This window comes from Paracoccus aerodenitrificans, from assembly GCF_027913215.1.
In the GTDB taxonomy this organism is placed as follows: domain Bacteria; phylum Pseudomonadota; class Alphaproteobacteria; order Rhodobacterales; family Rhodobacteraceae; genus Paracoccus; species Paracoccus aerodenitrificans.
Genome location: NZ_CP115784.1, coordinates 2,374,785 through 2,392,798, shown reverse-complemented (window position 1 = coordinate 2,392,798; position 18,014 = coordinate 2,374,785). Strand labels below are relative to the sequence as shown.

Below are 18,014 nucleotides of genomic sequence, written 5' to 3'. Positions count from 1 at the left end.
AGCAAGAGCTATGGTAAAGAACAGGAGCAGTGCCGAATAGTCCTCAGCCCGTCTCAGAAGCTGTATGATCGACCGGACGGGATAAGAATTGCAGAAAACCTGTCTCGCCGATTTGGAACATAGTGAGGAATGTGACCCCTTTGCCCATCAGACGCGCGTGAATTCGCCCTTTGCACCATCGAACTGAAACAATGTGCCATCTGCGATGTCGTGAATCAGCCCGTGCAATGTCATACGCTCGGATTCGACGGCTTCCCGCACGAAGGGAAAGCTCATGAGATTTTCCAGCGAGACCATTACCGCCTCGCGTTCAAGCGCCGGTATCTGCTGTTCTTCCGACAGCCCCGACACGCGGTCATAGCCAGGACGCAGAATATCCATCCAGCGACCGACAAAGCTGGATTCCTCTTCCAGATCGGGAGCCTTGCCGGAACACATGGCATGACACCCTGCCACACCGCCGCAGTTCGTGTGTCCCATCACGATCAGATGCGAGACCTTGAGGGCCTGTACCGCGTATTCCACCGCTGCCGATGTGCCGTGCTGCTGCCCGTCCGGCGTATAGGGCGGCACGAGATTGGCGATATTGCGGTGAATGAAGAACTCTCCTGTATCGGCGCCGAAGATAGAGGTGACATGCACACGCGAATCGCAGCATGAGATCACCATTGCGCGTGGTCGCTGCCCGTCCTCGGCAAGCCTTGTATACCAGGCCCGGTTCTCGGCGTAGGTCGTGGCCCGCCAGCCCGTATAGCGGCTGACAAGATAATGCGGGAGTAGCTTGGCGTTATGCATGGCGTTCCTTTCATCCGCATAACAGATATTCCGGTATTGCCTTCAATTCGAGCGATTTTTGCAGGCTGCGCTAAGGAAATCCACAGCACAAGCTGTCATCGTCTACCAGAATGCGGAACATGATGGTTGTAGAGTGGTGCGATGGGTAAAGTTGCTGTTCTGAGAATGCGGGACAAGGTGCGTGTCGATACTGACCGTGTCCGCGATATCGTCAATGAGTTGGGCGAGGTTGCGGCGGGCGGCGTGATCCAGATGGCGCTGGAACAGATGGCCATTGCCGTGCAGTCTCTTCAGGAGGGTGCGCAGAAAGGCGATGCCGCCGCGATCATCGACGGGGCGCGGCGTTTGTATCGGCTGGCAACGCAGGTCGGGCTGCAATCTCTGGCCGAGGTTGCGGAAGCGGTGGCGGATTGCGCCATCCGTTCTGATGGCGTGGGGCTGTCGGCGACAGTGGCGCGGCTGCTAAGGGTGGCGAATATCTCTCTGGTCGAGATATGGGAGGGCGTCGATGAGGCCTAGTTGCGGGCTGCCATCCGTGATGTCATTCTGTCGCGCGAGAGAAAGCCGAGGGCAAGATGAAACCAGAATTCGCCGCATCCACTGATGACAGCTACCCGATCTGGCTGGCCGATAGTACGCTTCCCGAGGGTCTGGATGCAGATGCAAGGAACTGGGCCACTGCGACCGGGTTTAGCGGCAAGGCCGGGCAGGTTTGTCTGCTTCCCGGGACGTCCGGCGCGATCACCGGGGCCTTGATCGGTATCGGGTCCGGCTCGGATTATCTTGAGCGTTTTGCCCTTGCGAAGGCCGCCTCGGCGCTGCCTGAAGGCGCATGGCATATCCAGCACTGGCCTGATGGCATCGACCGGGCAGAGGCAGCGTTTGGCTGGCTGCTGGCGCAATATGCGTTTGACCGCTATCGGAAAGCCGAAGGGGCCAAGGCGCGGCTGGTTGCGCCCGATCCGGCCGATGCGCCGCGCCTGATCGCGATGGCGGAAAGTGAGTTTCTGACCCGTGACCTGATCAATACGCCCGCCAATGATATGGGCCCCGACGCGCTTGAGGCGGCGGCTCGAGATGTGGCGCAGCGGAATGGGTTTTCCGTCAATGTTATCTCGGACGATGCGCTGCTGGAGCATGATTTTCCGATGATCCATGCGGTCGGGCGGGCAGGGGCGCAGGCTCCCCGGCTGATCGAGTTGATGCGCGGTGACGAAGGCCCCTCGGTGACATTGGTTGGCAAGGGGGTCTGCTTCGATACGGGCGGGTTGGATATCAAACCTGCCGCCAGCATGAAGCTGATGAAGAAGGATATGGGTGGTGCCGCGACAGTGCTCGGTCTGGCGCAGATGCTGGTTGCAACCGAAGCGGCAGACGGGCTTCGCCTGAGGGTGCTGATCCCCGCCGTCGAAAACGCGATTGCCGGGAATGCGTTCCGCCCGGGCGATATCCTGAGATCGCGCAAGGGCCTCACGGTCGAGGTGAATAATACCGATGCCGAGGGGCGTCTGGTGTTGGCGGATGCGATGGCCTATGCGGCGGAGGATCGGCCCGACTGGCTGATCAGCATGGCGACGCTGACCGGGGCTGCGCGGGTGGCGCTTGGTCCCGATCTGCCGCCTTTCTATTGCGATGATGACGATGCGGCTGCGGCAATACAGAAATCGGGTCTCGATCTGTGGGATCCGGTCTGGCGGATGCCGTTCTGGGAGCCTTATGAAAAGATGATTGAGCCCGGCATTGCCGATCTGGACAACGCCCCTGCGGGCGGCATGGCAGGCTCGATCACGGCGGCGTTGTTCCTGCGCCATTTTGCCGAAGGCGCGGGGCGTTATGCGCATTTCGATATCTATGGCTGGCAACCCTCTGCCGCGCCGGGACGGGCGCAAGGTGGGGTCCAGCAAGGGGCGCGTGCGCTGCTTGGCGCATTGCCGGGGCTGCTGGCATGACGGATCGGCGCATGACCCCGGCGACGGATCGCGTGGCTCTGTCATCTCTGCGCGATGTGATGATGCGCGAGATCTATACGGATGGTGAGCCGGCGCGTGTCTCGGTTCCCGTGGCAGATCTGCTGGCGCAGCCGGATGGGGCGCGGGACCGGCAGTTGAATTTCGGTGCCGATGTCACGATCATCGAAAAGCGGGGCGATCTTGCTTTTGTGCAGGCTGTGCGCGACGGCTATTGCGGCTGGATTCGGCAGGCGGATCTGACGGACCAGAGGCCCCGGATCACCCATCGGGTCTCTGCGCCCGCGACGCATATCTATGCGGGACCGGATATCAAGCAGCGGGAAACCGGCTTTCTGTCACTGAATGCGCGTCTCTCGGTCGTCGGGACCGAGGGTCGTTTCGCACAGCTTGCAGAGGGTGGCTGGGTGCCGCTTCAGTCGATATCCGACGGCTTCGCCAGCGATCCGGTCGAGGCCGCGGAATCGTTGATCGGGACGCCCTATCTCTGGGGCGCGAATTCGCGTCAGGGGATCGATTGCTCCGGTCTGGTGCAGGCGGCGCTGCATGGTTGCGGTCTTGCCTGTCCGGGGGATTCGGATTTGCAGCGGGCGGCCTTCGCCGAGGTTGAGGATATGCGCCGTGGCGATCTGTTGTTCTGGCCGGGTCATGTCGCGATGGTCTGCGGTGACGGGCGGATGATCCATGCGACCGCCTGGCAGATGCGGGTGATTCATGAGGACATCGACAGCGCCATTGCCCGGATCGACGCTGCGGGGGATGGCCCGTTCCTTGGTATAAACCGGCCCGGCAGGGAAGAAATCAGCTTCTGAAGGCCGGGTGATAGGCGACTTCACCGTGCCGGGCAGGGCCGCTCCAATGCAATGCCATGAAATATTCGGGTGGCACCCCCGGATAGACCAGTGCCGGGTCGTGCCGGAAGCCGAAGCGGCCATAATAGGCAGGATCGCCAAGCAGCACGCATCCCGCATACCCCGCATCCTGCATCCGCGATAATCCGTCGCGGATCAGGGTGCTGCCAATCCCCGCTTTCTGGTGTCCGGGGCTGACCGAGACCGGACCCAATCCGATCCACCCGCAATCTTCTTTGCTGATTTGCACCGGAGAGAAGCCGAGATGACCGGTGATCCGCCCATCCCCGACGGCCACAAGCGACAGGATCAACGCGCCCGCATCGCGCAATTCCTCGATAATCCGTGCTTCGGTGCCGCTGCTATGGGCCACGGGCTTGAATGCGGCCTCGGTCAGCGCCGATATGGCGCCTTCATCGCCGGGAATTTCGGGGCGGATATCTAGGCGAAACCTACAGGTTGAAGACACGTTCCGGCTGAACCTCGCCGCCGAGATAGCGGCCGATACAGACCGCCTGACCCTGATGGCTGACCCAGACGATGTCCCCGAACTCGGCCTGTCCCAGAACCTGACCGGGATTGCCGTTGCGGATGCGGATCGCGCCCTGCTCGGTAGCGTTCAGCTCGGGCAGTTCGGCCAGGGCGGACTGGATCGGCAGCAGCCTTGCCTCGATTTCGGCCTGATTCTCACGGTCGATCAGATCGAAGGCGACGGCGTCCTCGACCTCGAACGGGCCGGACCAGACGCGGCGCAGCCCCGCAACATGGCCGAGACAGCCCAGTTCGCGCCCCAGATCCCGCGCGATTGAACGGACATAGCCGCCTTTGCCGCAGACCATATGCAAATCGGCGGAGTCCTGTCGGGCCTCGATCAGAGACAATTCATCGACATAAAGCGGGCGGGCGGCCAGTTCGGGTGCCTCGCCTTCGCGGGCAAGGTCATAGGCGCGTTCGCCATCGACCCTCACGGCGGAAAAAGCGGGTGGAATCTGCATGATATCGCCGGTGAAGCCGTGCAGGGCAGCGCGGATCGCATCGGCATCGGGCCGGTTGGCAGAGGTTTCAAGCACCTCGCCCGAGGCATCGTCGGTTGACGTTTCTGCCCCCCAGTTCACCGTGAAATCATAGGCTTTCAGCGCTTCGGTCAGCAGCGGCACGGTCTTCGTCGCCTCGCCGAGCGCCACCGCCAGAATGCCGGTCGCATCGGGGTCCAGCGTACCCGCATGGCCCGCTTTCTTCGCATCGAGCGCCCAACGCACCTTGCCGACCACATCGGTTGACCCGATCCCCGCCGGTTTGTCCACGATCAGCCAGCCCGAGATATCGCGGCCCTTCTTGCGTGCCATATGACCCTCCTGTCAGAAGGCGGTGCGGATAGCGCCGGTCTCAGCCCTCGTCAACCAGTCCGATGATCGGTCCCATCGGCCAGCCGAAATCGTTTCGCCGCATTTGCGGTGCATAGAGCCGGGAAATCGAGCCGTCGAAATAAAGCGCATTCCTTGCGCCGAGACCGTCTCGAAACAGACGCCCGAATTCGTGGAAGGTGACGGGACGTTCGGAAATCGCGAACCATGCCGTTTCACCGTCCGGGGACACGCCGACCCCGTTGCGGATATAGCGGCTGTCGGAATCGACCAGAAAACGCGGGTGCAGATCTCCGTCAATCACCAGCATCGGACCGGACTGTGTGGCGATCCGGCAGTCCGGTTGGGTTTCCGCGAAATCGAGGGTCTCGAAAACCGCGTAGGGTGCGCTTCCTCCGGCGCAGAAAACGCCGTTGGGAAGCAGGCCGAAATTGCCGCTGCTGCCTTGTGTGACAAGGTGACCGCGCGTTTCCGCATCGGACTTATACAGCCCGACAGGTTCGTAATCCCGGTGGAACATGCCGGCATTCATCGCGAAAACCAGCGTTTCACCGGCGGGAAGGCTGGAACGGAGATTGCTGAAACCGTTCAGCTTGCGCCCGGTCGCATCATCCAGCCATAATCTCAGCCGCGGTTCCTCCTGCGCTCCGATCTGGCAGATCACATAGTTCTGACCGTCATGAGTCTGGCGGCTGCAATCGGCGGCTTTCGCGGATGCGGTGAATGCCAGCACGGCCCCTGCCGCGACGCCAAGCCGGCAGAGGATCCTAGTCCAGCCTGTCATCGTCCGGTTCTGCCTCAATATCGCGGCGCACGCGTTCGTCTTCGAACAGCCGCCGTGTGTCGTCCATGCGATCGAAGGTTTCATCGAGATGAAACCGTAACTCGGGCGCGTATTTCAGCTTGAGCCCCTTCGCGACCAGATGCCGCAATTCCCGCGCGTTGCGGCGCAGCGCGTCCAGAGCCTCCTCCGAATCGCGCCCGCCAAGGGTCATCACAAAGGCCGTCGCGACTTTCAGATCGGGCGATGTGCGCACTTCTCCGACAGTGATCGAGTGGCGGTTAAGATCTGGGTCGTGAACCTCTGCCCGCAGCAGCAGCTCGGACAGGCGGTGACGGATCAGCTCTCCCACGCGAAGCTGCCGCTGCGAGGGGCCGGGGGAGGTGTGAAAGCGGTTCTGTGCCATGATCGCAGATGTAGGGGGTTGGGGCCTGCGCCGCAATGGACTAAGCGAAAACTCAGCAGGTCAAGGAGAGCGGAATGGAAAAGCCGGGCATCGTCATAACGGGCGTATCGGGGCGTATGGGTCAGATGCTGGTGCGCGTGGTCAACGAATCCGACGAGGTGCGGCTTGTCGGTGCGGTTGAGCGGCAGGGCAGCGACTGGATCGGTCGCGATCTGGGCGAGGCGATGGGCGGACAGTCCAGCGGTGTTCTGGTGACCGACGATGCGGTCGGCGCGATTTCGCGGGCGCAGGCGGTGATCGATTTTACGACGCCTGAGGCAACGGTCGCCTTTGCCGAACTGACCGCGCAGGCGCGGGCGGTCCATGTGATCGGGACGACGGGGCTGTCCGGTGACGATCTGGCGGCGATTTCCCGCGCGGCACGGCATGCGCCGATCATCCGGGCCGGGAATATGAGCCTTGGGGTCAATCTGCTGATGGGGTTGACGCGGAAGGTTGCGGCGGCGCTTGGGACCGACTGGGATATCGAGGTGGTCGAGGCGCATCACCGCCACAAGGTCGATGCTCCGTCAGGCACCGCGCTGATGCTGGGTGAGGCGGCGGCAGAGGGCCGGGGCGCGGCGCTCGACGCGCTGCGGACTCCTGCACGAGAGGGCATGACGGGCGCACGTCAGCCGGGTTCCATCGGGTTTTCCGCCATTCGCGGCGGGGATGTGGTCGGTGAGCATGATGTGATCTTCGCCGGTCAGGGCGAGCGGATCGTGCTGCGCCATCTGGCGACCGACCGCGCGATCTTCGCGCGGGGTGCGCTGCGTGCGGCCATCTGGGGTCAGGATAAAGGGCCGGGCGAATATGACATGATGGATGTGCTGGGTCTGGACTGAGCGCCCGGCCCGGGGCAAGGCGCTTTAGCGCCGCCGGGCAACGGACGACCGACCGCTGCCCTCTGCCGGTTTCGTTTCGATGTCGTGATCAGCGGCGTTTCGGCAACATGATCGGCGGCTGCGGCTGGAAATCCGCCCCGTCTTTCGGCGCGATCATCCTTGTCAGCCGGAATCCCTCCGGTTCGACATCCAGCAGGGCGAATTCGTTCGGCGGGTCCTCGGGGCGGTCGCACAGCGCCGAGGCCGCATGGATCTGCGTCATGCCGGATGCCGAACTCGCCGTGTTGAAATGATGCAAATGCCCGGTCAGCACCAGCGACACCCCGGCCTCGTCATAGGCCTTTAGGGCCTCTTCGGCATTCAGCATCAGCTCTTTCGTCTCACCGGGCAGCAGGCTGATCGGGTGGTGCTGGACGACCATGACCGGCCCGGTCCGCGACAAATGCCGCACACGGTCGATCTGGCGTTGCGTAATCCGGCCATTGCGCCAGCGATAGGGGAAGGTCGAGTTCACCCCGACGATTTTCAGCCCTGGCAATTCCAGCAGCGGTTCCTTCGGGCCGGGGACCGAGGACACATAATCATGAAACGGCCAGAGCAGCCGCGCGGGCAGGTTCATCAGGGGAATATCGTGATTGCCCGGGACACAAAGCCAGGGCAGCCCGGTCTGATCCAGTATCGCCTCGGCCTCGGCGAATAACTCGCGCCGGGCACGCTGGACCAGATCGCCTGCGACGATGATATGTTCGGGTCGGGCATCGGCCAACGCGTCCAGCATGGGCTGGACAAGTCCCCTCCGATGCATCCCGATATGAAGATCCGAGAGCAGAGCGAGACGCATCAATCCTCCTTATCGCCATGTTTTTCCGCCGGAACCAGCACACGCAGCGCATCTTTCCGGATGCTCAGATTCAGCGGGGCCGGAACGCGCGAGCGCTCTCCGTCATGGGCGACATGCCGGGTTGGGCGGTCGGTGTTGATAATGAATTTTTCGGAAATGATCAGTTCGAAATCCTCGCCATGCGCACTGATGCCAAGCGCGAGGCGCAGCGCCGCACCGATCAGAGGCACGGCCCGTTCGGCCTTGGCGATGAACAGAGGCAGTCGGTCGCGGCGCACATCGTCGGCACCTTCCAGCCCGAATGCCTCAAGCTGGGTCTCGCTTTGCGCCACAAAGGCAAGCGCGGTGCGGAATTCGCGTTTCTCTCCGTCAACGATGGCGGTCAGTTGTAAGGGATGGCGCAGATCCATCAGCGTGCGCAGCACCGCCCAATAGGCCAGCACCCGGCGGCGACCGAAACGGCGATAGGCATCCTCGCGCCGCTCCAGAATCTCGGGATAGGCACCGAGACTGATATTGTTCAGAAACACCTTGCCGTTCATATCCCCGACCGAGACATTCTCGATCCGGGCGTTCAGCAGGGTGTCAATCGCGGCCTCCGGGGTTTCTCCAACCCCGAGATCGCGGGCGAAATAATTGAACGTGCCGCCGGGGATCACGCCCATCACCTTTTCCGTGTCGGCATCGGCAAGCGCCTGCGCCACGGCGGCCTGAGTTCCGTCGCCGCCCACCGCGATGATCACATCATGTTCCCGGGCCGTATCCGCCGCGAGCGACACGATATTCTGCCCTTTCTGAGGCCGGATCATGGTGAAACCGGCGCAGGCGGGGGCGATCCTGTCTTCGAGCATTGCGCCGACGCTCTCACCATTGCCGGAACCTGCCTTGCGGTTCATGATCGCCGCGACCCGTGCGCGGGATAAGTCGAATCTTTCGGTCATGCTGCCCTGCTTGCCTGCCCGCTTGCCAACACGCCGCGGGCGGATACGGTTCCCGGTCTTGGCCTTCACCGCCGAACGGGCTAGGACAATTCGCAAAGATCAGGGGATCACGATGAGCATGGACAAGACCTTCGACGCTGCCACCGCCGAAGCCCGCATCAGCGCCGAATGGGAGAAGCGGAACGCCTTCGCTGCCGGTGCCAACGCCAAGCCGGGGGCAGAGACGTTTTCGATGATGATGCCGCCGCCCAATGTGACTGGCAGTCTTCATATCGGCCATGCGCTTGACAACACTCTGCCCGATATCCTTGCTCGCTGGCACCGGATGCGCGGGTTCGACGTGCTGTGGCAGCCCGGTCAGGACCATGCCGGGATCGCGACCCAGATGGTGGTGGAACGCCAGATGGCCGAAGCCGGTCAGCCGAACCGCCGAGAGATCGGGCGTGAGGCCTTTGTCGAGAAAGTCTGGCAGTGGAAGCAGGAATCCGGCGACAGGATCATGAACCAGCTCAAGCGGCTTGGGGCGTCCTGCGACTGGTCGCGCAACGCCTTCACCATGTCCGGCGCCCCCTCGGCCCCGAAAGGTGAGGAAGGCAATTTTCACGACGCCGTGATCCGCGTCTTTGTGGATCTGTATAACAAGGGCATCATCTATCGCGGCAAGCGGCTGGTGAACTGGGACCCGCATTTCGAAACCGCGATTTCCGATCTTGAGGTCGAGAACCGCGACACGCCCGGCCATATGTGGCATTTCAAATATCCTCTGGCGGGGGGCGAGACCTATGAATATGTCGAACGCGACGAGGACGGGAACGTCACCCTGCGCGAGACCCGCGACTATATCTCTATCGCGACGACCCGTCCCGAAACCATGCTGGGCGATGGTGCGGTGGCGGTGCATCCTGACGACAAGCGCTATGCCCCCATCGTCGGCAAATTCTGCGAAATCCCGGTCGGCCCGAAAGAACATCGCCGCCTGATCCCGATCATCACCGATGAATACCCGGACCCGGATTTCGGATCGGGTGCAGTGAAGATCACCGGGGCGCATGATTTCAACGATTACGGCGTCGCCACCCGCAACGATATCCCGCTTTACGCGCTGATGGATACGAAAGGCGCGATGCGGCAGGACGGGCTGTCCTATGCTGAAAGCGCTGCCCGCGCTACGAGAGCAGCGAGGGGCGAGATTGCGAAGTCGAAAACTTTCAAGGATCTTCTCAATGAACCGGTTGTGGATTCCCTCTCGGAATCAGAAGTCAACCTTGTCCCCGAACATCTGCGTGGGCTAGACCGGTTTGAGGCGCGTAAGCGCGTGGTAGAGGAAATCGTACGCGAGGGGCTGGCGGTGATGACCCATCCGTCGGATCCTCGGCTTGGCGAGGCTGCGAAACGGACCGTTGAGGCGGAAGACGGAGGTGAGGCGCGAGCCGGGAAACTTGTGCCTCTGGTTGAATCCAAACCTATCATGCAGCCCTTCGGCGACCGTTCGGGCGTGTTGATTGAGCCGATGCTGACCGATCAGTGGTTCGTCGATACCGCGCAGATCGTCGGCCCCGCCTTGGAGGCTGTCCGCGATGGTCGCACCCAGATCCTGCCCGACCAGCACCGCAAGGTCTATGAGCACTGGCTGGAGAATATCGAGCCCTGGACCATCAGTCGTCAATTATGGTGGGGACATCAGATCCCAGTATGGTACGGTCCAAGAATTATCCCAGTCACAATTGCAGCCGATCCTAACACGGGCGAGGTTTTGCAGAGGTCAGCCGATGATCCTTTGCGCTATGATTTAGGCGAGGAGCTAGACGAACCTTTTTGCGCGGCCACATTCCAGGAAGCTTCGGCAATAGCTTTGGCGAAGTACGCCTCAATCGGTCATGATTTTGATGAGGTCGCAAGTACCGAAGCAGATATTACGGTTCCCTATGGGACGCTAGAATTAAAGCGCGACCCCGACGTCCTCGACACATGGTTTTCATCCGGTCTCTGGCCCATCGGCACACTCGGCTGGCCCGACAACACGCCCGAGATGCGGAAATATTTCCCAACCGACGTTCTGGTCACCGGCTTCGACATCATCTTCTTCTGGGTCGCCCGGATGATGATGATGCAGCTTGAGGTGGTGGGCGATGTCCCCTTCCACACCGTCTATGTCCACGGGCTGGTGCGCGACGAAAAAGGCGCGAAAATGTCCAAATCCAAGGGCAATGTGATCGACCCGCTGACTCTGGTGGATGAATACGGTGCCGATGCGCTGCGCTTTACCCTGACCAGCATGGCGGCGATGGGCCGCGATCCCAAGCTTGGCCCGAAACATGTCGAGGCCAACCGCAACTTCGTCACAAAGATCTGGAACGCCACCCGTTTCGCCGAAATGAACGGCGTCCGCGGCGGAGCCGACCGCCCAAATCCGCGCCACACCGTCAATCGCTGGATCATCGGAGAGGTCGCCCGCGCCACGCAATCCACCGATGAGGCACTTGAAAGCTTCCGCTTCAACGATGCGGCGAACGGGCTTTACAGCTTCGTCTGGGGCAAGGTCTGCGACTGGTATGTCGAATTCGCCAAGCCGCTTTTCGACGGTGAATACGCCGAGGAAACCCGCGCCACGATGGGGTGGGTGCTGGATCAGTGTTATGCGCTGCTGCACCCGATCATGCCTTTCGTTACCGAGGAACTCTGGTCCCTGACCGGCGACCGCGACAGGATGCTGATCCACGGCGACTGGCCCGAATTCGGTCGCGACGTGATCGACGCGGATGCCGACCGGCAGATGAACTGGGTGATCCAACTGATCGAGAATATCCGCTCGGCCCGGGCCCAGATGGGTGTACCTGCCGGGGCAAGGCTCGACCTGATCGTGACCGAGGCTGATGCCGCAGCCCGTGACGCCCTTGCCGCCAATGCCCCGCTGATTGAACGCCTCGCCCGCGTGAATGCCCCGCAAAACGGCGCGGCGGGCAAAGGCATGATCGCGGTCTCGGCGCAGGGCGCGTCCTTCGCGCTGCCCATCGGCGATGTGATCGACGTGACGGCTGAAACCGCCCGCCTTGAAAAGAACGCGGCGAAAACCGGCAAGGATGCGGAAGGCCTGCGCAAACGCCTCGATAACCCGAAATTCGTCGAAAACGCCGATTTCGAGGTGATCGAGGAAACCCGCCAGAAACTCGCCGATCTCGATGAGGATCTGGCGCGGATCAATGCGGCACTGGCGCAGCTCAAGGCGATGTGATGCACTGGTTCGAACGGATTGCCCAACGTCGCATGGATGAGGCCGCTGCCAAGGGCGAGCTTCAGGGCCTCGCTGGCGAAGGCAAACCGCTCGACCGCGCCCGGCTGCGCGAAAGGGCCGAGGACGTGCTGCACCGCATGATGTCCGATGGCGGTTTCGTCCCCGAGGAGTTCCGCATCCGCAAGGATATCGAGGCGAAACGCGCGGCGCTCGACCAGATCGAAGACCCCGGGGAGCGCACCCGCCTGCAACGGCAGATTGCAATTCAGGAGCTCCGCGCGAATATCGCGACCGATGCCCGCCGCGCTGCGGCCCGCGACTGATCTTTCATTCTGACACAAATATCCCGGGGTCCGGGGCAGCGCCCCGGTCCGGCGGTGCCGCCCTTAATCCGGGATCAGCATATAGCCCGCGCCACGCACCGTCTGAAGATAGCGCGGCTCTTTCGGGTCCGGCTCGATCTTGCGACGCAACCGGGTGATCTGCACGTCGATGGCACGGTCGGAGCTGTCACTGTCCTCTGACGGCGTGCGCCCCAGATCGAGCGTCAGATCGGTGCGCCCGACCGGCTCGCCCGGCGTCTCGGCCAATCGGCGCAGCAGAGCCGATTCCGTGCCTGTCAGGTGAATATGCGCCTCGCCCTCGAAAAGCTGCCCGCGCTCGGTGTCATAGCGCAGCGGACCCAGCGTGATGAATTTCGGTCCGGCGGGCTGTGCCTGCGGGACGCGCCGCAAAATCGCCGCGATCCGCAGCAGCAATTCGCGGGGCTCGAAAGGCTTGGGTAGATAATCATCCGCCCCGGCTTCCAGCCCGGAAATGCGGTCCTCGGTCTCGGCGCGGGCGGTCAGAAGCAGGATCGGGGTTGATATGCGGGGCCTCAGATGCTGGGTCAGGCTGATGCCATCCTCACCGGGCATCATCACATCCAGAACGATCAGATCGAATTCCAGCCCTTTCAGGATCTTCCGCGCCTGTGCCGCGTCGGTCGCGGTCGAGACGATAAAGCCATTCTTGACCAGAAACCTGCGTAAAAGGTTGCGAATACGCTCATCATCGTCAACGACAAGAATATGGGCGGCATCGGTCATTCGGCAGCCTCGGCGGTCCGCATGAGCTGAAGCTGCAGGTTTCCTGCATCGCCCATCATCGCCTCAAGCACGGTTCTGAAACCGGCAACTGCCTGAGGTCCCGCCGCACGATAGGCGGCACGGACCCGCGCACGCTGTGCTTCCGAAAGGCGTTTTTCCAACTCGGCCCCTTCCGGGGACAGGAAAAGCTGACGCTCCCTGCGGTCCCGTCTGCCGACACGCGCCTCGACCAGCCCGTCTGTCAGCAAGGTTCGCAGAACCCGGTTCAGCGATTGTTTCGTGACGCCGAGAATATCGAGCAGATCCGAGACAGTCAGGCCGGGCCGGTTTGCAATGAAATGCAGCGCCCGGTGATGGGCACGGCCGTAATCCATCCCCTCAAGAATGGCATCCGGATCGGCGGTGAAGGCACGATAGGCGAAGAAAAAGGCTTCTATCCCGCCGCGTATCTGTTCATCGGTCAGGAACAGAAGATTTTCTGCGCTCTGTCCCGAAGAAGATTTGATCTGCGGTTCCTTCATGCTTCACCTCGGTTGGTTTCCGTCATTTTATGTCAGTCTTGTTGACTTTCCAAGAATCTATCGCTAGCAAATCGCTCAGTACGCGAAAGATTGCGTCTTGTAATGGCTGCGTGCGATAATTTTTGGAAACCTGTAAGGCTGGAGGGGACGATGGACGGCGCTTATGACGACCGCGATGGCAAGATCTGGATGAATGGTGAGCTTGTGGATTGGCGCGACGCGAAAGTGCATGTCCTGACCCACGCGCTGCATTACGCCTCATCCGTGTTCGAGGGTGAGCGCTGCTATGATGGCAAGATCTTCAAGGGGCATGAGCACTCGCTGCGACTGATCGAGTCCGGTCGCCTGCTGGATATGCCGCTGCCTTATTCCGCCGAGGAAATCGACGCGGCCAAGCAGGCTGTGCTGGAGGCGAATGGCTTTACCAACGCCTATGTGCGGGCCTTCGCTTGGCGGTCCTCTGGTCCGGATATGGGCGTTTCCGCACGGCGCAATCCGGTCAGTGTGGCGGTTGCGGCATGGGAATGGGGCAGCTATTACGGCGATGCGAAATGGCAGGGTGCCAAGCTGGACATTGCCACATGGAAGCGCCCCGACCCGGCCACGATTCCCGCCGCAGCGAAGGCGGCGGGGCTGTATATGATCTGCACGATGGCCAAACATTCAGCCGAGGCGAAGGGCTGCTCGGACGCGCTGTTTTATGACTGGGAAGGCTATGTGGCCGAGGCGACGGGGGCCAATATCTTCTTTGTCAAAGACGGCGAAATTCATACACCGCTGGCGGATCGGTTTCTGAACGGGATCACGCGGCAGACGGTGATCGGGATGCTGAAGGAGAAGGGTTTTACCGTGCATGAGCGCCGTATTACCCCGGATGAGCTGGAAAGCTTCAGCGAATGCTGGCTGACCGGGACTGCTGCCGAGGTGACGCCTGTCGGTCAGATCGGCGATTTTCACTTCCAGGTCGGGCAGATCACGCGAGATGTGTCCGACTCTTATGAAGCTTTGGTCAGAAGCTAGAGCGTAGTTATGAACGTGGGACCGGGGCGCTGCCCCGGACCCGGGATATTTAAGCCGGGTGAAGGCCGGGCTTTGTGTCGGTCGGGATTTGGACTATAGCGCGGATCATGACAAATTCGTTCCGCTCAGCATTGCCGTTCTGGATGTCGCTTGGGCTGGTGCCTCTGGCCGTGCTTGCTGCGGCTCAGGGTGGCTGGTGGTGGGGCCTGATGCCGGTCTATGCGTGGTATCTGGTGACCGGGCTGGATCTCGTCCTGGGGCTGAACGAGGAAAATCCCGATACTGAAACGCCGGTTGAGCAGCTTTTCTGGTATCGTGCCGTCACCGTCATCTGGTTTCCGGTACAGTTCTGCCTGATCTTTGGGCTGATCTGGTATTCCGTGCGCTCGGATCTGTCCGGGTGGGAGAAGCTTGGCCTGTTCTTCGGACTTGGCGTCGCCAGCGGTACGATTGGCATGGTGTATGCTCATGAATTGCTGCATCAGCGCCCGAAATGGGAGCGCTGGCTGGGCGATCTGCTTCTGGCCTCGACGCTGTATTCGCATTTCCGGACCGAGCATCTGCTGGTGCATCACAGCTGGGTTGCCACGCCGCGAGATGCTGTTTCGGCCCGATATAATGAGGGGTTCCACCGGTTTTTCTGGCGGGTCGTGACCGAGGGTCTGCAAAGCGCATGGCGGGCTGAAAAGAACCTTTTGGCACGGGCGGGGCGGCCTGTGACCGACCGGCGCAATCCGTTCTGGCGCTATGCGATCCTGCAGGCGGGCATGATCCTGCTGGCGCTGATCCTTGGCGGCTGGCAGGGGCTGGCGCTGTTCCTGTGGCAGGCATTCATCGCCATATGGCAGCTTGAGCTGACCAATTATGTCGAACATTACGGGCTGACACGCCGCCATCTGGGCGATGGTCGTTATGAACATGTTCTGCCCCGGCACAGCTGGAATGCCTCGCATACGGCCTCGAACTGGCTGCTGATCAATCTTCAGCGGCATTCCGACCATCACTATAAACCTGACCGGAGATTTCCTCTGCTTCAGACTTATAGCGAGGATGAGGCGCCCCAGCTTCCTTTCGGCTATCCCGGCATGACGTTTCTGGCGATGATCCCGCCCTTGTGGCGGCGGCGGATGAACCCCCGTGTGCGGGCATGGCGGCGGCAATTCTATCCCGATATCGAGGACTGGACAGAATATAATCGCGGGACATTGCCTATGCCCCGGAAGGCGCTTTGAGGGTCTGCACCACGCGTACACAGGCTGTACACCGATGATACACTGGGCGTCGTCCGGGGTGAGGGGTCAGTGAGTGGCGACGCTGTTGCCACAGCGGAGCATCAGGCAAGCCGCCGGTTATGGACGAAAAAACCCCGCCATCGGTGACGGCGGGGCAAGTGTGTCCGTGCCGAACGAGCGAGGCAGTCGGACATGGCGAAACTGTTATTTTTGGGATCAGTTGGGACGTTCGTCCATCTCATCGCGGATCTGCTGGCGCAGGGCGTCGATGGGCAGAAGTTTACCCTCGCGCTTGAAATGCCAGTAGGTCCAGCCATTGCAGGAGGGCGCACCCTCCAGCCTGGCACCGACCTGATGGATCGAGCCCTTGATGTCGCCGCCGGTCAGGCTGCCATCGGCGCGGACCTTGGCCTTGTGGCGGTTGCCGACCGAGTAAAGCTCTTCCCCCGGGCGCAGCATGCCGCGTTCGACAAGCTGGCCGAAGGGAACGCGCGGCTCGGCCCGTTTGCCGGTCGAGGTGGCGAGTGCTTCTGCATGCAGGCGGCGGATGCGGGTCATGCGTTTGGTGGCGGCTTCGCGATAGCCCGCCTCGCGTTCGATCCCGATAAAGTCGCGGCCCAGCATCTTGGCCACCGCGCCGGTCGTGCCAGTGCCGAAGAACGGGTCCAGCACGACATCGCCGGGATTGGTCGTGCCGATCAGGACGCGGTGCAGAAGTGATTCGGGCTTCTGGGTCGGATGGGCCTTGTCGCCTTTGTCGTTTTTCAGCCGCTCGCCGCCATTGCAGATCGGCAGCACCCAGTCGGAACGCATCTGGATGCCTTCGTTCAGGGATTTCAGCGCTTCGTAATTGAAGGTGTATTTTGCGCTTTCGGATTTCGAGGCCCAGATCAGCGTTTCATGGGCATTGGTCAGCCGCTTGCCGCGGAAATTCGGCATCGGGTTCGATTTGCGCCAGATCACGTCGTTCAGGATCCAGTAACCCTGATTCTGCAATTCTGCCCCGACGCGGAAGATATTGTGATAGCTGCCGATGACCCAGATCGCGCCATTCGGTTTCAGCAGGCGGCGTGCGGCGGCCAGCCATTCGCGGGTGAACTGGTCATAGGCGGCGAAGCTGGCGAACTGGTCCCAGTGATCGTCCACCGCATCGACGCGGGAATTATCGGGGCGGTGCAGATCGCCGCGCAATTGCAGGTTATAGGGCGGGTCCGCGAAGATCAGATCGACACTGCCTTCCGGCAGGGCGTTCATGACGTCGATGCAGTCGCCCTCAAGAATCTGGTTCAGCGGTAACGTGCCCGCTGGCGCGGTGTTTTTTTCGGTCATCTCTGCCTCTCGATGCGCCGGATTTTTCCGGTCTGGTATGCCCGAATGATGAGTCAGAGCTGATTCGGCGTCAATTTATTTATTTGAATCAATCACTTGTGTTTTACTCTTTACACAAGATATTGTGGACGGGGCGAAAGCTATGCCGATGATATGGGGTCGGCCCCAATCTCATCAGGGCCGATTTATGGTCCGGCGTGGGATAGCCCGCATTCCGTTCCCACCCATAGCCCGGAAACTGTTGCGCCAAATCCACCATCAGCCGGTCGCGTTCGGTCTTGGCCAGGATCGAGGCCGCCGCGATGCTAAGGCAGACCGCATCGCCCTTGACGATGGCTCGGCCCGTTGCCGCAAGCGCGGGGGGCACGAATTTTCCGTCGATCAGCGTGGCGTCCGGCGTTTGGGCAAGACCGGCGACGGCACGGCTCATCGCTGTGAGGCTGGCGTGATGGATGTTGAGGCTGTCGATTTCTTCTGCGCCGACATGAACCACGCACCAGATCGAGCTTGCCCTGATCTCCTCGGCCAGTCTGTCCCGCTGGCGGAGGCTGAGCTTTTTCGAATCGTTCAGACCGTGGGGCAGACGGCGCGGATTCAGAATCACCGCGGCTGCCGTGACGGGCCCCGCAAGCGGTCCGCGACCGGCCTCATCGACACCGGCGATAAGTCGCGCACCGGTGCGGTTTGCGTCGAGTTCATAAGCATAGCTGGGGGGAGGTAATTGCTTTGTGACCATTTGTCGCCCCTGAAGAATGGCAGAAA

19 protein-coding genes are annotated in these 18,014 nt (G+C 61.5%); 8 read left to right on the top strand and 11 right to left on the bottom strand.

Annotated features, from left to right (window positions below):
- Positions 1–147: 147 nt before the first annotated feature.
- Entirely contained in the window at positions 148–795 is a 648-nt protein-coding gene (locus tag PAE61_RS13170) for a carbonic anhydrase (protein ID WP_271112836.1), read from the bottom strand.
- Between the two features lie 141 nt (positions 796–936).
- On the opposite strand from PAE61_RS13170, the gene PAE61_RS13165 reads away from it, so the two are divergent.
- Genes PAE61_RS13165 through PAE61_RS13155 form a run of 3 tightly spaced genes read left to right on the top strand, consistent with a single transcriptional unit; the run spans position 937 to position 3,574 of the window.
- Complete coding sequence (locus tag PAE61_RS13165) at positions 937–1,314, top strand: hypothetical protein (RefSeq protein ID WP_271112835.1); 378 nt, start codon at positions 937–939, stop codon at positions 1,312–1,314.
- Between the two features lie 56 nt (positions 1,315–1,370).
- Positions 1,371–2,744: a leucyl aminopeptidase family protein gene (locus PAE61_RS13160; RefSeq protein WP_271112834.1), complete on the top strand. Its 1,374-nt coding sequence runs from the start codon at positions 1,371–1,373 to the stop codon at positions 2,742–2,744.
- Positions 2,741–3,574, top strand: coding sequence for a C40 family peptidase (locus PAE61_RS13155; RefSeq protein ID WP_271112833.1), 834 nt, complete (start codon positions 2,741–2,743; stop codon positions 3,572–3,574). The genes PAE61_RS13160 and PAE61_RS13155 overlap by 4 nt, the downstream gene beginning before the upstream one ends.
- Here PAE61_RS13155 and PAE61_RS13150 read toward each other — a convergent pair.
- The 4 genes from PAE61_RS13150 to rbfA are packed head-to-tail and all read right to left on the bottom strand — an operon-like array spanning position 3,564 to position 6,164.
- The gene (locus PAE61_RS13150) at positions 3,564–4,082 is read right to left on the bottom strand and encodes a GNAT family N-acetyltransferase (RefSeq protein ID WP_271112832.1); all 519 of its coding nucleotides are present in this window, start codon (positions 4,080–4,082) and stop codon (positions 3,564–3,566) included. The genes PAE61_RS13155 and PAE61_RS13150 overlap by 11 nt on opposite strands.
- On the bottom strand, positions 4,066–4,959 hold the full coding sequence (gene truB, locus PAE61_RS13145; protein WP_271112831.1) for a tRNA pseudouridine(55) synthase TruB: 894 nt from the start codon (positions 4,957–4,959) through the stop codon (positions 4,066–4,068). Before truB ends, PAE61_RS13150 begins: the two co-directional genes overlap by 17 nt.
- Before the next feature lie 40 nt (positions 4,960–4,999).
- The gene (locus PAE61_RS13140) at positions 5,000–5,761 is read right to left on the bottom strand and encodes a phosphodiester glycosidase family protein (protein WP_271112830.1); all 762 of its coding nucleotides are present in this window, start codon (positions 5,759–5,761) and stop codon (positions 5,000–5,002) included.
- On the bottom strand, positions 5,745–6,164 hold the full coding sequence (gene rbfA, locus PAE61_RS13135) for a 30S ribosome-binding factor RbfA (protein WP_271112829.1): 420 nt from the start codon (positions 6,162–6,164) through the stop codon (positions 5,745–5,747). The genes PAE61_RS13140 and rbfA overlap by 17 nt, the downstream gene beginning before the upstream one ends.
- 74 nt (positions 6,165–6,238) lie before the next feature.
- On the opposite strand from rbfA, the gene dapB reads away from it, so the two are divergent.
- A complete protein-coding gene (gene dapB / locus PAE61_RS13130; RefSeq protein WP_271112828.1) occupies positions 6,239–7,048 on the top strand; it encodes a 4-hydroxy-tetrahydrodipicolinate reductase in 810 nt (269 codons plus the stop codon).
- Between the two features lie 88 nt (positions 7,049–7,136).
- Here the strand turns inward: dapB and PAE61_RS13125 are convergent, their stop codons facing one another.
- Together PAE61_RS13125 and PAE61_RS13120 are read right to left on the bottom strand one after the other, a co-directional pair.
- Positions 7,137–7,889, bottom strand: coding sequence for a metallophosphoesterase family protein (locus PAE61_RS13125; RefSeq protein ID WP_271112827.1), 753 nt, complete (start codon positions 7,887–7,889; stop codon positions 7,137–7,139).
- Positions 7,889–8,830: a diacylglycerol/lipid kinase family protein gene (locus PAE61_RS13120; protein ID WP_271112826.1), complete on the bottom strand. Its 942-nt coding sequence runs from the start codon at positions 8,828–8,830 to the stop codon at positions 7,889–7,891. Before PAE61_RS13120 ends, PAE61_RS13125 begins: the two co-directional genes overlap by 1 nt.
- Before the next feature lie 112 nt (positions 8,831–8,942).
- On the opposite strand from PAE61_RS13120, the gene PAE61_RS13115 reads away from it, so the two are divergent.
- Both PAE61_RS13115 and PAE61_RS13110 read left to right on the top strand, forming a co-directional pair.
- Entirely contained in the window at positions 8,943–12,062 is a 3,120-nt protein-coding gene (locus tag PAE61_RS13115) for a valine--tRNA ligase (protein ID WP_271112825.1), read from the top strand.
- A complete protein-coding gene (locus PAE61_RS13110) occupies positions 12,062–12,385 on the top strand; it encodes a DnaJ family domain-containing protein (protein ID WP_271112824.1) in 324 nt (107 codons plus the stop codon). The genes PAE61_RS13115 and PAE61_RS13110 overlap by 1 nt, the downstream gene beginning before the upstream one ends.
- Positions 12,386–12,448: 63 nt before the next feature.
- On the opposite strand, the gene PAE61_RS13105 is transcribed toward PAE61_RS13110, so the two are convergent.
- Both PAE61_RS13105 and PAE61_RS13100 read right to left on the bottom strand, forming a co-directional pair.
- Positions 12,449–13,150 (bottom strand): response regulator, encoded by a 702-nt coding sequence (locus PAE61_RS13105; protein ID WP_271112823.1) that lies wholly within the window; start codon positions 13,148–13,150, stop codon positions 12,449–12,451.
- Positions 13,147–13,671, bottom strand: a complete 525-nt coding sequence (locus PAE61_RS13100; protein ID WP_271112822.1) for a MarR family winged helix-turn-helix transcriptional regulator — start codon at positions 13,669–13,671, stop codon at positions 13,147–13,149. The genes PAE61_RS13105 and PAE61_RS13100 overlap by 4 nt, the downstream gene beginning before the upstream one ends.
- Positions 13,672–13,821: 150 nt before the next feature.
- On the opposite strand from PAE61_RS13100, the gene PAE61_RS13095 reads away from it, so the two are divergent.
- Both PAE61_RS13095 and PAE61_RS13090 read left to right on the top strand, forming a co-directional pair.
- Complete coding sequence (locus PAE61_RS13095; RefSeq protein WP_271112821.1) at positions 13,822–14,691, top strand: branched-chain amino acid aminotransferase; 870 nt, start codon at positions 13,822–13,824, stop codon at positions 14,689–14,691.
- A gap of 107 nt (positions 14,692–14,798) precedes the next feature.
- Positions 14,799–15,923, top strand: coding sequence for an alkane 1-monooxygenase (locus PAE61_RS13090; RefSeq protein WP_271112820.1), 1,125 nt, complete (start codon positions 14,799–14,801; stop codon positions 15,921–15,923).
- 216 nt (positions 15,924–16,139) lie between these two features.
- On the opposite strand, the gene PAE61_RS13085 is transcribed toward PAE61_RS13090, so the two are convergent.
- Together PAE61_RS13085 and rnhB are read right to left on the bottom strand one after the other, a co-directional pair.
- Positions 16,140–17,252, bottom strand: coding sequence for a site-specific DNA-methyltransferase (locus tag PAE61_RS13085; protein ID WP_271112819.1), 1,113 nt, complete (start codon positions 17,250–17,252; stop codon positions 16,140–16,142).
- A 103-nt stretch (positions 17,253–17,355) separates the two neighbouring features.
- Positions 17,356–17,988 (bottom strand): ribonuclease HII, encoded by a 633-nt coding sequence (gene rnhB / locus PAE61_RS13080; protein WP_271112818.1) that lies wholly within the window; start codon positions 17,986–17,988, stop codon positions 17,356–17,358.
- Between the last annotated feature and the right edge of the window lie 26 nt (positions 17,989–18,014).